This window comes from Natrinema sp. 74 (assembly GCF_046097095.1).
Classification (GTDB): domain Archaea; phylum Halobacteriota; class Halobacteria; order Halobacteriales; family Natrialbaceae; genus Natrinema.
On sequence record NZ_CP175698.1, the window covers coordinates 1,382,392 to 1,396,122 of the forward strand.

A 13,731-nucleotide genomic window follows, 5' to 3' on the forward strand; every position below is an offset into this window, starting at 1 on the left:
GAGTGCCCCGGCAGACGAGATCGTCGATGTCGCCGGTACGGCGGGCTCGATTCGGTCGCTTCGTTCCGACCGCGAACCGAGACGGACGGTCGGAACGGATGGCATCGCTCCCGTTAGCCGTACGCGAGCGTGACCCTGATCTCGCCGGCTTTGTCTCGAAGTTGGGTCCGGAGGTCGTCGTGGACGTACTCGTCCGTAAACCGGCTGGTCGGTCCGAACGCGGCCAGCGCACCGAGGAACTCGTCATCGGGCGTGTAAACGGGAACGGCGACCCCACGAAGGCCGTCCATGTGCTCTTGATCGTTCACCGCGTACCCTCGATCGCGAATCGTCTCGAGTTCGTCGAACAGCGCGTCGGAATCCGTGATTGTGTTCGGCGAGACCGCCTCGAGGCCGACGCTATCGACGTAGTCGGAGACCGCGTCGTCGTCCCACTCTGCGAGAATGATCTTCCCCGATGCCATCGAATGGAGCGGTCGCCGGTGACCGATCATCGTGTTCGAGAGGCTCCCGTATCGATGGACGTAGACGGCCTCGTTATCCTCCTCGACGATGAAAACGGCGCGCTCGTCGGTCTCCTGACCGAGTTCGAACACCGCTCGCTTGGCCGCCGTGTATCCCACCTTTCGGGATCGTGCCTGTTCGCCGAGTTCGACGAAGCGAAAGCCGACATAGTAGCGCCCGTCGCGTTCGATCACGTAGCCGAGGTCGGTGAGCGTCTGCAAGTGCCGATAGACGGTGCTCTTGGTGAGATCCGTCCGATCGGTGAGCTCCGCGATGGTGACGCCTTCCTCGTCTTTGAGCGTCTCGAGAAGGGCGAACGTTTTTCGCGTCGTCGAGACGCCGACGGAGTCGGCTTCGATCTCGTCTCGGTCCGTGTCCATATCCGGACCTACTCACAGGACGCAATCAATGTTCCGGAGACTGGGACGGAGTGCGTGTGTGTCGGAACGGGTTCGGTGGACAGACGAAACTCGAGTCGGCTTGCGGGCGCGGAAAAACGGAGAGACGAGACGTCGGGGTTACTGGTACGCCTTCAGACCGGTCAGGTCCTCGCCGAGGATCAGCGTGTGGATGTCGTGGGTGCCCTCGTAGGTGTAGACCGTCTCGAGGTTTGCGAGGTGGCGCATCGGCGAGTAGTCGGTGGTGATGCCGTTGCCGCCGAGCATCTCGCGGGCGACGCGAGACTGTTGGCGAGCCATGCGGACGTTGTTGCGCTTGGCCATCGAGATGTGCTGTGGACGGAGGTCACCGCGCTCCTTGAGTTCGGCGACGCGGTAGACGAGTAGCTGGCCGAGCGTGATCTGCGTGGCCATCTCCGCGAGCTTCTGCTGTTGGAGCTGGAACCGCCCGATCGGGCCGCCGAACTGGTCGCGGTCCTGTGCGTACTGGCGAGCCTCTTCGAAGCAGTCTCGCGCTGCGCCCACCGCGCCCCAGGCGATGCCGTACCGGGCCTGCGTGAGACAGGACAGCGGCCCCTTCATGCCGGTGACGCCCGGAAGGACGTTCTCCTCGGGGACGTAGACGTCGTTGAGGCCGATCTCACCCGTGATCGAGGCGCGCAGCGAGAGCTTCTCGGTGATCTTGTTGGTCGTGACACCGTCACGGTCAGTCTCGACGAGGAAGCCCCGCACCGGCGCGTCCTCGGCCGACTGGTCGCGCGCCCAGACGACGGCGACGTCGGCGATCGGCGAGTTCGTGATCCACGTCTTCGACCCATTGAGGACGTAGCCGTCGCCGTCGCGCTCGGCGCGAGTCTCCATCGCCGATGGGTTCGAGCCGTGCTCGGGCTCGGTCAGGCCAAAGCAGCCGACCGCCTCACCTTTGCCCAGCGCCGGCAGCCACTCCTCTTTCTGCTCCTCGCTCCCGAACGCGTGGATGGGGTACATGACGAGCGCGCCCTGAACCGATGCCATCGAGCGCAGCCCCGAATCACCGGCCTCGAGTTCCTGCATCAAGAGCCCGTAGGCCGTCTCGGAGACGTTCGGCGACCCGTATCCCTCGAGGTTCGGCGCGTAGAACCCGAGTTCGCCCATCTTCGGGATGAGCTCCGTCGGGAACGTCCCGTTCTCGAAGTGATCTCCGATGTCTGGCTTGACATGTTCGTCGACGAACTCCCGGGCCGTGTCCCGGATCATTCGCTCTTCCTGGTCGAGGTCCTCCTCGAGCTGAACGAAATCCAGCATACTTAGGCCTACGCGAACGGCGCAATAGGTATTGCGATACGGAGTGTCACACGAGCAGCCGCCGAGACGGACCCGGCGGTAGATTTCGGCTGTCGTCAGCGTTCACGCCTCAAGAAGGGAATTCCTCCCGGAGCTGATCGACGCGAGACGCAGATCAGAACGCGCGTAATAGCGCGTTCTGTCACGCTCCGTAAGTTCGATGGATAGCGGAAGTACTATAATAGGTAAATATGAAGAGACTTGGCATGGCGAACGGACACAAGTTCTCGGAGAAAAGAACGACTCGACGATCGATTCTCGCAGCGACCGGTATCGGAGCCACGACGGCGCTGGCCGGCTGTTTTAAGAGCTCGAGTAGCTCCGGAGGGTCGGTTCCAGGTGCGGACGGCGAGATGGTCATGACCACATCAGGGCCAACGACCTCGGCGTACACTATGACCCAGGTCATCGCCAATGCGGTCGCGCAGAACTCCGAACTCAAGGTGCAGGCCTTGCCGAGCGAAGGAACCAACGCCAACATCGGTCGCCTTCAGCGCGACGAGTCCGACATCTCTTACATCCAGAATTGGACGGCAAGCAAGGTCGCGAACGGAGAAGATCCCTTTGAGAACCTCGACTATACGCCGTATCAGGTGTTCCACATGTACGACCTCGCGTGGTTCCTCTGTACCGGCAACGACGGCTGGACGAGCGTTTCCGACATCGGATCTAACGACCGTGTCTCGCCAACCCCGAGCGGCTCCGGGACCGCCGAGATGCTCGAATACGCGCTAGACACCGTCACCGATGGCTACAAGCGCGTCAGCATCGAATACGGCAACCAAGGCGGTGCTATGAGCGAAGGTCGCCTCGACGCCGGTGCGGGGACGTTCATCAACGGCAGCGTCGAACCGCCGTGGCTCCAGCAGATGAAAGGGTCCGTTGACCTACGTCTGCTCCAATGGCCTGAGGACGCCGTCTCGAAGCTCGAGCAGGACCCCGCCGTCATCATAAACTCGATCGACACAACCACGTTCGACAACTACGGGTATGCGCCGGACACGCTAAACACGCCTAATCTGTCATACAACTTCGTCGTCCGTGATGACTTTAGCGGCGAGACGCTGAAAACGTTCCTCAACACGTTGTGGGAGCAACGGAAAGGGCTAGGCAAAGACAACGCGCTCCTCGGTTCGATGGCTCAGGGTGACCACTGGCTGAAAAACGGCTATACGACTCTGCCGTTCCACCCCGCCGCTGCGGAGTTCTACAAGGAGAAGGGCATTTGGAACGATAAGTACGAGATCGGCGAGTAGGACGATCTACCGCACGATAGTACGATCGACCAACACTTACAGTCTCCACTGCCCCACCATATTATGAGCGAAACTTCGACAGAACCCGACGTACCACAACCCAGGAAGGCGTTCGCCGCCTTCCGGCAACGCCCACTCATCGAACAGCTACTGGTTGCCGCCATCACCATTGTAAGCATCGCGCTGACCTTCTGGACACTCGTCTACACCTACGTCCGCCCCATCGTCCGAACCAAGTTTGCGGTTCTGTTCTTCGGCGTCGCCATCTTCCTCTACTACCTCACGCAGGCGCTCGAGCGGGTCGAGAACCCGACAGACGCGAGCGCCCGGACCCGTCTGACGAGCTGGATGAGCGAGCGCCAGTTCGGCCTGTTCCGGCGAATCGACGCCGGCATCTGTGTCATCTTGTCTATCGCAGCGCTAACTGCAGGTTACTACACGTATCAGGACTATATGCGGCTATCCCAGGATGCCATCGTCTTCGGGTTCAACACCACCGACCTCTACGTCGGCTTCGTGGTGATCGTACTGACTATCGACGCGACCCGTCGCGCGTACGGCTTGTCAATCTCGTTGGTTGCACTGGCATCGGTGTTGTACGCGCTGTTCGGCGAATCGATGCCCGGCTTCCTCTCACATCCGGGCTTCTCGAAGACCGACATCGTGACCTTCGGCGCGATGCGTATCTCCGGTGCGTTCAGCTTCATCATGGAGGTCGGGGCTACCTGGGTCGCCGTCTTTATCATGTTCGCCGGCCTCGCTCGCGCCTACGGCGCGCTCGACTTCATCCTCGGACTCGGCGAGAAAATCGGCAACAACCTCCGTAGCGGCGTGGTCCACATCGCCGTCATCTCGAGCATGGCGATGGGATCGATCACCGGAAGCGCAGCCGCAAATACCGCGACCACCGGCTCCTTCACCATTCCGATGATGAAGCGCCAGGGCGTCCGCGACGATTACGCGGCCGCCATCGAGAGCGTCGCCTCCTCCGGCGGGCAGATCATGCCGCCAGTGATGGGCGTGGCCGCCTTCCTGATGGCCAATATAATCGGCGTCCCCTACGCCCGCATCGTCCAGGCGGCGCTGATCCCAGCGGTCCTGTTCTACTTTAGCACCGGCATCGCCGTCCAGTTCGCCGTTCTCCGGTTTGGCTGGACCACTGACCAGGTCAACGAGGGCGGCCTCCTCGGCTCACTGTTCAGCCTCAAGACGATGACATCGGTGTTCTACTTCGTGCTCGCCGGGGCCACGTTCTATTTCCTTCGCATGGAGGGTGGGCTCGTGCTCTTGACGGCGGCCGCTACGGGTTTGGTGCTTGCCATCGCGCGGGTGCTGCAAGCAACGCTGGTCTCCCGAACCGACGAGAGTATCATCAGTGAATTCTTTGGCGCCGCCCGTGTGTTCTTCAGCGGCGCACACTTCGGCATTCCCATGGGCGTCCTACTGGTAACGCTGGTCGTCCAGCGGCTCTCACCGATGGCTGCAGGCCTCTACACCATTATAGCGCTTGTCGGAACGATGGTCATTCGCGACCAAGCGCTCATCCTCGACGATTGGGTCCGAGGATCGGCCGCCAACACCGAGGATAACCCCGGCGCCAGCGAACAATACTCGAGCTATCTCGAGGAAGCAGTCTATACCTACCTGCTGACGATGTATACGACTGCGAAAGGCTTCAAGGATGGTGCGCTCGACATGACGCCACTGGTGGGCGTTCTAGCGGCGATGGGAATCATCATCTCGATGTTTACTCAAACCGGACTTACCTCCGAGATCAGCGTCCGGATGGTATCGCTCGGCGGCGGCGTGCTGCTCGTCGTGCTCCTGCTGGCGATGATCACTAGCATCCTGTTCGGTCTCGGAATGCCGACGCCCGCGGCGTATATTCTGGTCGCGACACTGCTGACGTCTCCACTGAAGGAACTGGGCGTCACCGTGATCACGGCTCATCTGTTCGTGTTCTACTTCGCGATGCTGTCGGCGATCACACCGCCAGTCGCGGTGGCAGTGGCCGTCGGCTCACGCATCGCCGACAGCGGATTTATGACCTCCGCGAAGCAAGCACTGCGCATCGGCGCAGCGGGTTTTCTTATCCCATTCGCGCTGGTCGTCAACGACAGCCTCGTTAACTGGTCCCTGACGGCTACACCGATCGCGACGTTCGCCGTCTTCATCGGCGTCGTTGCGCTGACCGCCACCACGATCGGCTACGACGGGTGGAATGTCCTGAAGCTCCCCCAGCGGTTCGTTTACCTCGTCCTCTCGTTCACGGCAATGTACGCGCCTGCACTAGGCTATGCCCTCGGCGATAGCCTGACCACGATGGTACAACTCGCCGCCGCGGTCCTCGCCCTCGGTGGGTTCAGCCTGTCCTACATGAGTCAATTGCCAACCACGGGCGCATCAGCCACCGGAGGCAAGGACTAGCCGACACGACCGGCCCCCGTTCCGTCGGATCAATCGCGAGTAACAATCCTTTTGTAAATGCGTGCGACACCTACCCAAAGAATGACGAATCTCGTGACCAACGTCGCCGAGACCGTCGAAGAGTATCCGGACTCGCCCGCAATCGTATACGGCGAGACGGAACTGACGTACGAACGGTTCTGGGAGCGAGCCGGCCAGTTCGCACAGGCGCTCGAGGACCGTGGAATCGGCGAAGGCGACCGCGTCGGGGTCTATCTGCCGAACCTGCCGCAGTTCGTCACGGCCTTCTACGGCACCCTGCGCGCCGGCGGGGTCATCGTCCCGATGAACCCACAGTACAAGGCTCGCGAGATCAGCCACCTGTTGGGCGACAGCGAGGCGAAGGCAGTCGTTTCGCTCGCCGAGAACGTCCCGAACGTCCTCGATGTTCTCGAGGAGACCGATGTCGAGGAGGTCATCAGCGTGGGCGCTGACGCCGACGGCGCGACCGAGTTCGACGACTTCCTGGCCGACGCGACGAAAGCCATCGTCGAGCGCGCAGACGACGACGTCGCGGTCCAGCCCTATACGTCCGGGACGACCGGGACGCCGAAGGGCGTCTTGCTGACCCATCACAACATCGCGTGGACGACGCGAGCGAACGCGGACGTTCCACCGAACGGGTTCCAAGCCTCCGACCGGCTCGTCGGAACCCTGCCGCTGTTTCACATCTACGGCATGTCCGTCGTCATGAACGGCGCGATGTACAGCGGCGGCACCTACTACCCCGTTCCCGAGTGGGATGCCGCCGAAGTCATGGGGCTCCTCGAGGACGAGGATATCACCATCATGTTCGGCGTTCCCGCGATGTTCAACGACATGATCAACCAGCCCGACGCCGACGAGTTCGAGTTCGAGGCGTTGCGCTTCGTCAACTCCGGCGGCTCGAGTCTGCCGATCGAAGTCCTCGAGCGCTTCGAGGACCTGTGGGGCGTCGAGCTCTACGAGGGGTACGGGCTCACCGAGACGAGCCCGGTCACCCACGCTAACCGCGGGGAAGCCCGCCGAAAGGGTAGCATCGGCAAGCCACTCGAGGGCGTCGAGGCGAAGATCGTCGAGAGTGCGGACCGAGGGTCCGCTGACCGTTCGGGCGGCGAGGAGTCGCCCGAAGACGACGAGCTCACCGAGGTCCCGCGAGTCGAGGAGGGACCGATCGACGAGGACGAGGCCGCGATCCACGAGATCACCGGGGAACTCGTTATCCACGGTCCTAACGTGATGAAGGGGTACGACGGCCTGCCCGAGGCCAACGCGGAGGCGTTCACCGACGAAGACGGGAAGCGCTGGTTCCACACCGGCGACATCGGCTACTGGGACGAAGACGACTTCTTCTACGTCGTCGACCGTGAGAAACACATGATCGTCACCGGCGGCTACAACGTCTACCCGCGGGAAGTCGAGGAACTCCTCTTCGAACACGAAGACGTCGCCGACACCGCCGTCGTCGGAGTTCCGGACGAGCGCCGCGGCGAGACCGTCAAGGCCTTTATCGTCCCGACGCCGGACGCCGAGGCGACCCCCGAAGCGATCAAACAGTACTGCCTCGAGAACCTCGCCGAGTACAAACACCCCCGCGAGGTCGAGTTCGTCAAGGAACTCCCGCGGACGACCACCGGGAAGGTCCAAAAATTCGAGCTTCGCGACGAAGACGAGGCCTGAACGTCCGCCTCGAGCGGGTCCCGCGGCTCAGAGCGAACGAACGGTCGACGGCACACGGGGCGAGTGCTCGAGCGAACCACGACGTCGTCGTTCGTTTCCATCGCGGCGAGTAATCCGCCAACTGATTAACAAAAACAAATTCCGCGCGTATCCGAAGCTACTTTGTAAGACGGCAACGAGCAACGTACTATGGCGTTCCAGCTATCCGCTGAGCACGAGGCGATCCGCGAGGCAGTCCGCGAGTTCGGCGAAAACGAGATGGAACCGGTTGCCGAAGAGCACGACCGGAATCACAAGTATCCCGAGGAACTGCGCCGAAAGGCGGCCGAGTACGACTTCGTCGCACCGAACATCCCGCTCGAGTACGACGGTGCCGGGATGGACAAGATCTCCTCGACGATCGTCACCGAAGAACTCTGGCGTGCCGACCCCGGGATCGGGAGTGCCGTCGGCTCTGCCGGCTTCGGGACGGACATGATCATCGAGTTCGGCGACGAGTGGATGAAAGAGGAGTGGCTCCCCAAGATCGCCAACGGGGAGACCGCCTCCTGTTCGATGATCTCCGAGCCCGCCCACGGCTCGAACGTCGCCGGCATCGAGACGGTCGCCGAGAAGGACGGCGACGAGTACGTCCTAAACGGCAACAAGATGTGGATCACGAACGGCACCGTCGCCGACGTCGGCGTCCTGATGGCCAAGACCAGCCCTGACGAGGGCCACCGCGGCATCACCGCCTTCCTCGTCGAGATGGACCGCGACGGCGTCAAGACCGAGAAGATCACGAACAAACTGGGCATCCGCGCCTCCGACCTCGCCGAGGTCGTCATCGACGACGTGCGCGTCCCCGAGGAGAACGTCATCGGCGAGGTCGACAAGGGCTTCTACCAGCTGATGGAGTTCTTCGCCTCCGGCCGCACCAGCGTCGCCGCACAGGCCGTCGGTGCCGCCCAGGGCGCACTCGACGCCGCCATCGAGTACGCTAACCAGCGCGAGCAGTTCGACCAGAAGATCTCGGAATTCCAGGCCATCCAGCACAAGATCGCCGAAATGGCCACCAAAGTCGAAGCCGCCCGCTCGCTGACCTACCGCGCCGCGACCCAGGTCGAGCAGAACAACCAGGACGTTGCCGCGCAGTACTCGAGCATGGCGAAGTACTTCGCGAGCGAGATTTCCGTCGAGGTCGCCGACGAGGGCGTGCAGGTCCACGGCGGGTCGGGCTACGTCACGGACTACCCCGCCGAGCGCTACTACCGCGACGCCCGGATCACGAAGATCTACGAGGGCACCAGCGAGATCCAGAAGAACATCATCGCCGACCAGATTCTGTAAGCGGGCCCCGCTCGAGGACGGAGCCGGTACGCGAACACCTCGTCTTTTTATAGGCCGCAATCGGACCTCGTCTTTTCACAACCCGCAATCGGATCGCTATCGCGCCCGATTAGGAGAGTCGTGTCGCGGGTCGGTCATCGACTTCGCACTCGACGTTGCTCGTCTCGACTCGAGTCCGCCCGATCGCGGGCGAGCCGACAGCCTACTGGTCCGGCACGCGGAATTCGACGGCCGCGCCCTGGCCGTAGCCGACGCACATCGTCGAGAGCCCGAGACCGCCGCCGCGGCGCTGGAGTTCGTGAATCAGCGTGACGGGCAGGCGCGCACCCGAGGCACCCAGCGGGTGGCCGATGGCGATCGCGCCGCCGTTGACGTTGAAGATGTCGTCGTCGAAGCCGAGTTCGTCCCGGCAGTAGATCGTCTGGCTGGCGAAGGCCTCGTTAAGTTCGACGAGGTCGTAGTCGTCGGCCGAGCGGCCGTTTCGCTCCCAGATGCCCCGCACCGCGGGCACCGGCCCGATCCCCATGACGGTGGGATCGACGCCGGCGACGTTGTGAGCCTCGATCTCGGCCATGATCTCGAGGCCGCGATCCTCGGCGAATTCGCGGCTCGTGATGAGAACGCCGGCCGCGCCGTCGGAGATCTGAGAGGCGTTGGCGGCGGTGACGGTGCCGTCCTCCTCGAAGGCCGGCGGGAGACCGGCGATCTTCTCTTTGGTGGTCCCGGGGCGAAGGCCCTCGTCCTCGGTGATCGTGCCGTCCTCCGTTTCGATCGGGACGATTTCCTCGTCGAACTTTCCGGCCTCCGTCGCGTCGACCGCGCGGTGCTGGCTGCGCGCGCCGTACTCGTCTTGGGCCTCGCGGGAGATATCGTACTCGCGGGCGACCTTCTCGGCCGTTTGGCCCATCGCGAGGCCGGCCGCGTCGTACTGCTCTGCGATGCCGTCGTAGGAGCCGATCCCCTTGCGACGCTCGTTGCGGGACATGTTCTCGACGCCGCCAGCGACGATGACGTCGCGCTGGCCCGCCCGGATGGCGTCACTGGCGCTCATGATCGCCTCCGCCGAGGAGGCACAGAGCCGGTCGATCGTCGTTCCGGGTACCTCCTCGCCCAGTTCGGAGAGCAAGGCGATGACCCGCGCGATGTTGTTGCTCTGTTCGTTGACCTGCTTGGCACATCCCCAGCGCACGTCGTCGACATCCGCGCCGGAGAGCCCCGTTCGCTCGAGCAGTTCGTCGACGAGCGGCACGGAGAGTTGCTCGCTGGGCGTCTCGGCGAAGACGCCGCCGTGTTTCCCTTGTGGAGTCCGGACTGCGTGTACGATGACTGGCTGCCGATCGCTCATTGGTAGCGACTACCTCGCCCTCCGGCGGTAAAGTAGCTCCGTTCTGTCGTGCCGTTTCGTGACCGTCCCACGACCGCCTGTCACTCCGAGTTGACGCTTCGACCGCGGTGGCGACCATCCGTTAACACCGCCCTCGCTTCCCCGGATGGGAACGCTTTTGCCCGTCTCACCAGAGGTGTCGCACATGCAAATCGCAGTCCTCGGAGCGGGAAGTATGGGACACGGAATCGCACAGGTCTCGGCGATGGCGGGCCACGACGTGGTCCTCCGGGATATCGAAGCGGAGTTCGTCGAGAACGGCCTCGAGGGGATTCGCGAGAACCTCCAGGGCGGCGTCGACCGGGATAAGGTCACCGAAGACGAGATGGACGCCGCCCTCGAGCGAATCGAGGGAACGACCGATCTCGAGGCGGCCGTCGAGGACGCTGATCTGGTCGTCGAGGCCGTGCCCGAAGAGATGGACCTCAAAAAGGAGGTCTTCTCGGACATCGAGGCCGCGACGGGCGAGGACACGATCATCGCCTCGAACACCTCCTCACTGTCGGTCACCGAGATGGCAAGCGCCCTCGAGCACCCCGAGCGCGCGGTGGGGCTGCACTTCTTCAACCCGCCCCACATCATGGACCTCGTCGAGATTATCGTCGCCGAACAAACCGACGAGCGCACCGAGGAGTTCGCGGTCGAGTACGTACAGGGCATCGAGAAGGAAGACGTCGTCGTGCGCGACACGGCCGGCTTCGCTACCTCCCGGCTCGGCCTCGCGCTGGGTCTCGAGGCGATCCGGATGGTCGAGCAGGGCGTCGCCAGCCCGGCCGACATCGACGAGGGCATGTCGATCGGCTACGGCCACCCCATGGGTCCCCTCGAGTTGACCGACCACGTCGGCCTCGACGTGCGCCTGCACATCGCCGAACATCTCCGCGAGGAACTCGGCGAGCGGTTCAAGCCGCCCCAATCCCTGCGTCGAAAGGTTCGCGCGGGCAAACTCGGCAAGAAGACCGGCGAAGGCTACTACGTCTGGGAGGACGGCGAGCGCGTCGGCATGAGCGGCGACTGGGGTATGGACGGCTAGCGAATTCATACGCTCGCCGTGACACTCGACGCGGTCTTCCGCTCGAGAGACGAACACGCTCAAGGGAAACGACAGTCGTCATCGAGCGCCCGGGGCCCATGCGTCAACGGCAGGCCTGCCGAACTCATGGCGGCCGTCGCGGCCGCCTCCTCGAACCGAATACCGTTCGCCGGAACCGAGAAAACCGGTTCTCGGTCGCTTAGTCGCTGTATAATAATCCCGGGACGGTTGTTACGAGCGAACGATGTATCTGATCTGTCGGTCGGCGCTCTCTCCGCTCCAGCGGTCGAACGCATGGACGTGTTCTCCGGCGTGCACACGAGACAGCGCCTCCATCGACTGCGCGCGGCTCGGCATCGCTGCTCGCTTTCGTTGCACCGTCGACGCGTCCAACCGGCGAGTCAGGGCCGGCGGACCGACGCCGGCCGACTCGATCACGCGCGGCACGGACGACACCGTATCACGGCGATTGTCTCACGAGGTATGAAGCGAAGCATCACGAGTGGGTTTCTCTCGATTGTCAGCATCAAGTTTCTCCTCATCGGTCTCGATTTCCTCTCGTCACCGCTGTTGACCCGGTTTCTGGGGAAGGGGTACGGTGACTACGCGTTTCTGATGTCGATCTTCGCGATCTACATGATATTCGTCAGTTCGGGCGTCGGCGACGGCGTGAGAAAGTACGTCGCCGAGGAACGCGACAGAGCCCGCTGGGATGAACACGTCGTCGGATTCTACCTCCGGATGGCGATCCTGCTCGCGGCGATCGGGTGCCTGGGACTCGCGCTCGCGGCTCGAGCAGGGATCGTCACGTCCCTGCTCGGAACGTCGTATCGGACGTACTTCTATCTCCTCTCGCTACTCGTGTTTACCTCCCAGTTTCGCGAGTACACGCGGCGGACGCTCATGGGGTTCGGTCTCGAGCGCTACTCCGAGCCGCTGGTCTTCCTCAATAAGATCCTGTTTATCGCCGTCGGTGTCGGCCTCGCGTTCCTCGGCTACGGCGTCCCAGGCGTGCTGATCGGCCACATGGCCGGCGCGGTCACGACATCCATCATCGGGCTCGTGCTGATAAACCGAACGGTATCGCTGCGAACCGCGCTCGCCCGGATTCCGCCCAGAGACTTTCCGCGCCGCGAACTGTTCACTTTCAACGCGCTCAGCATCGTCTTGATCCTCTGTTTGACGACGCTGTACCAACTCGACGTCATCATGCTCAGGATGTTCACGACGACACAGGAAACCGGCTACTACAAGATTTCGCTCACGATCGCGGAGTTCCTCTGGATCGTCCCGCTGGCGTTACAGAACGTGCTCTTGCACTCGACCTCGAACATCTGGTCGAATCACGACCACGAACGGATCAACGCGCTCGCCGCCCGCGTCACTCGATATACGCTGTTGTTCACGTTACTGCTCGCGGTCGGCATCGGCATGCTCGCCCCAGTTGCGCTACCGGTTATCTACCCCGACGAGTACATCGCGAGCTACGTGCCGATCCTCCTGTTGCTTCCCGGCTGCGTCGGGTTCGCGCTGGCGCGACCGGTTCTCGCGATCGGGCAGGGGAAAGGCGATCTGCACGTGCTGATCGTCTCGACCGGCGCTGCGGCGATCGGCAACGTCGTGCTCAACGCGCTGTTGATCCCCCGGTACGGAATGTACGGTGCAGCCGTCGCGACAAGCCTCAGCTACGGGTTCATGTTCGTGTTCCACATCTGGAGCGCCAAACGAATCGGATTCAACCCGGTCGCCGGCGCGCGGATTCCGCGGGTCATTTTCGCGGGCGGCGTCGCCGCGGTTCCGCTCGGTCTGCTAGCACGATTTCTCGGGGATTCGATCCTCTCACTGGTCGTCATCCCTCCTGCCGGAGCGGCGCTCTTTTTCGTGGCCGCGATCCTCGCCGGTGCGATCGATGCAGACGAAGTTATCACCTTCCTCGAGGCCGTGCCGGGGCCGATCGGTGCGGTCGGCTCGACCCTCCGCACTAAACTCGACAGTGTCGATGATGACCGCAAAGCGGACGGTAACGAGATCCCGGACGACGCGTCGACGGAGGGAGAGAGGCAGACTCCGGAAAAACGGAACGTGGCGACGGAGGGGGACGCGGCGACGGAGGGAGAGACGGTCTCGAGTTCGGACGCTCACGACCGACTGAACACGATCGAAACGAAGGCCGAACGACAGAACGAACGGATCGAGAGCCAGCAGCAGACGATCGAGAAGTTGATCGACGAACTCCGCCGAGGGCGGTGACGGGCTCGGTCTCCTCGAGCGATCGAGAGTACCGCGCGGCGTGCGAACTCCCGGTGCGTCGCATGGGATCGGGGAGTGACGGCAATGCATGCTGACGCCCGAGCATCTCGAGTCGAGACGCCGCTACCG

Annotated in this window: 9 protein-coding genes; 6 read left to right on the forward strand and 3 right to left on the reverse strand. The window is 63.0% G+C overall.

All coding sequences use genetic code 11. The features are described 5' to 3' along the window. Positions 1 to 113: 113 nt before the first annotated feature. Complete coding sequence (locus tag ACJ70B_RS06990; protein WP_408959685.1) at positions 114 to 884, reverse strand: IclR family transcriptional regulator; 771 nt, start codon at positions 882 to 884, stop codon at positions 114 to 116. Between the two features lie 138 nt (positions 885 to 1,022). Next, positions 1,023 to 2,186 (reverse strand): acyl-CoA dehydrogenase family protein, encoded by a 1,164-nt coding sequence (locus tag ACJ70B_RS06995; protein ID WP_408959686.1) that lies wholly within the window; start codon positions 2,184 to 2,186, stop codon positions 1,023 to 1,025. 245 nt (positions 2,187 to 2,431) lie between these two features. Between ACJ70B_RS06995 and ACJ70B_RS07000 the strand changes: the two genes are divergently transcribed. The 4 genes from ACJ70B_RS07000 to ACJ70B_RS07015 all read left to right on the forward strand — a co-directional run bounded on the left by ACJ70B_RS07000 (position 2,432) and on the right by ACJ70B_RS07015 (position 8,935). Continuing rightward, positions 2,432 to 3,481 carry a TAXI family TRAP transporter solute-binding subunit gene (locus ACJ70B_RS07000; RefSeq protein ID WP_408959687.1) on the forward strand — a complete coding sequence of 350 codons (1,050 nt, stop codon included), beginning with the start codon at positions 2,432 to 2,434 and terminating at the stop codon, positions 3,479 to 3,481. A gap of 63 nt (positions 3,482 to 3,544) precedes the next feature. After that, positions 3,545 to 5,908 carry a TRAP transporter permease gene (locus tag ACJ70B_RS07005; RefSeq protein ID WP_408959688.1) on the forward strand — a complete coding sequence of 788 codons (2,364 nt, stop codon included), beginning with the start codon at positions 3,545 to 3,547 and terminating at the stop codon, positions 5,906 to 5,908. 81 nt (positions 5,909 to 5,989) lie between these two features. Next, complete coding sequence (locus tag ACJ70B_RS07010; RefSeq protein ID WP_408959689.1) at positions 5,990 to 7,606, forward strand: long-chain-fatty-acid--CoA ligase; 1,617 nt, start codon at positions 5,990 to 5,992, stop codon at positions 7,604 to 7,606. A gap of 189 nt (positions 7,607 to 7,795) precedes the next feature. Beyond that, entirely contained in the window at positions 7,796 to 8,935 is a 1,140-nt protein-coding gene (locus ACJ70B_RS07015; RefSeq protein ID WP_408959690.1) for an acyl-CoA dehydrogenase family protein, read from the forward strand. A 202-nt stretch (positions 8,936 to 9,137) separates the two neighbouring features. On the opposite strand, the gene ACJ70B_RS07020 is transcribed toward ACJ70B_RS07015, so the two are convergent. Beyond that, positions 9,138 to 10,280: a thiolase family protein gene (locus tag ACJ70B_RS07020; RefSeq protein ID WP_408959691.1), complete on the reverse strand. Its 1,143-nt coding sequence runs from the start codon at positions 10,278 to 10,280 to the stop codon at positions 9,138 to 9,140. Between the two features lie 184 nt (positions 10,281 to 10,464). On the opposite strand from ACJ70B_RS07020, the gene ACJ70B_RS07025 reads away from it, so the two are divergent. Both ACJ70B_RS07025 and ACJ70B_RS07030 read left to right on the forward strand, forming a co-directional pair. Then, positions 10,465 to 11,352, forward strand: coding sequence for a 3-hydroxyacyl-CoA dehydrogenase family protein (locus ACJ70B_RS07025; protein ID WP_408959692.1), 888 nt, complete (start codon positions 10,465 to 10,467; stop codon positions 11,350 to 11,352). Positions 11,353 to 11,835: 483 nt separating this feature from the next. Further along, complete coding sequence (locus ACJ70B_RS07030; protein ID WP_408959693.1) at positions 11,836 to 13,602, forward strand: lipopolysaccharide biosynthesis protein; 1,767 nt, start codon at positions 11,836 to 11,838, stop codon at positions 13,600 to 13,602. The last annotated feature ends 129 nt before the right edge of the window (positions 13,603 to 13,731 follow it).

Excerpts from the sequence above, each read along its gene's own strand:
- ACJ70B_RS06990 (WP_408959685.1), bottom strand. The coding sequence starts at position 884 with ATGGACACGGACCGAGACGAGATCGAAGCCGACTCCGTCGGCGTCTCG.
- ACJ70B_RS06995 (WP_408959686.1), bottom strand. The coding sequence starts at position 2,186 with ATGCTGGATTTCGTTCAGCTCGAGGAGGACCTCGACCAGGAAGAGCGA.
- ACJ70B_RS07000 (WP_408959687.1), top strand. The coding sequence starts at position 2,432 with ATGGCGAACGGACACAAGTTCTCGGAGAAAAGAACGACTCGACGATCG.
- ACJ70B_RS07005 (WP_408959688.1), top strand. The coding sequence starts at position 3,545 with ATGAGCGAAACTTCGACAGAACCCGACGTACCACAACCCAGGAAGGCG.
- ACJ70B_RS07010 (WP_408959689.1), top strand. The coding sequence starts at position 5,990 with ATGACGAATCTCGTGACCAACGTCGCCGAGACCGTCGAAGAGTATCCG.
- ACJ70B_RS07015 (WP_408959690.1), top strand. The coding sequence starts at position 7,796 with ATGGCGTTCCAGCTATCCGCTGAGCACGAGGCGATCCGCGAGGCAGTC.
- ACJ70B_RS07020 (WP_408959691.1), bottom strand. The coding sequence starts at position 10,280 with ATGAGCGATCGGCAGCCAGTCATCGTACACGCAGTCCGGACTCCACAA.
- ACJ70B_RS07025 (WP_408959692.1), top strand. The coding sequence starts at position 10,465 with ATGCAAATCGCAGTCCTCGGAGCGGGAAGTATGGGACACGGAATCGCA.
- ACJ70B_RS07030 (WP_408959693.1), top strand. The coding sequence starts at position 11,836 with ATGAAGCGAAGCATCACGAGTGGGTTTCTCTCGATTGTCAGCATCAAG.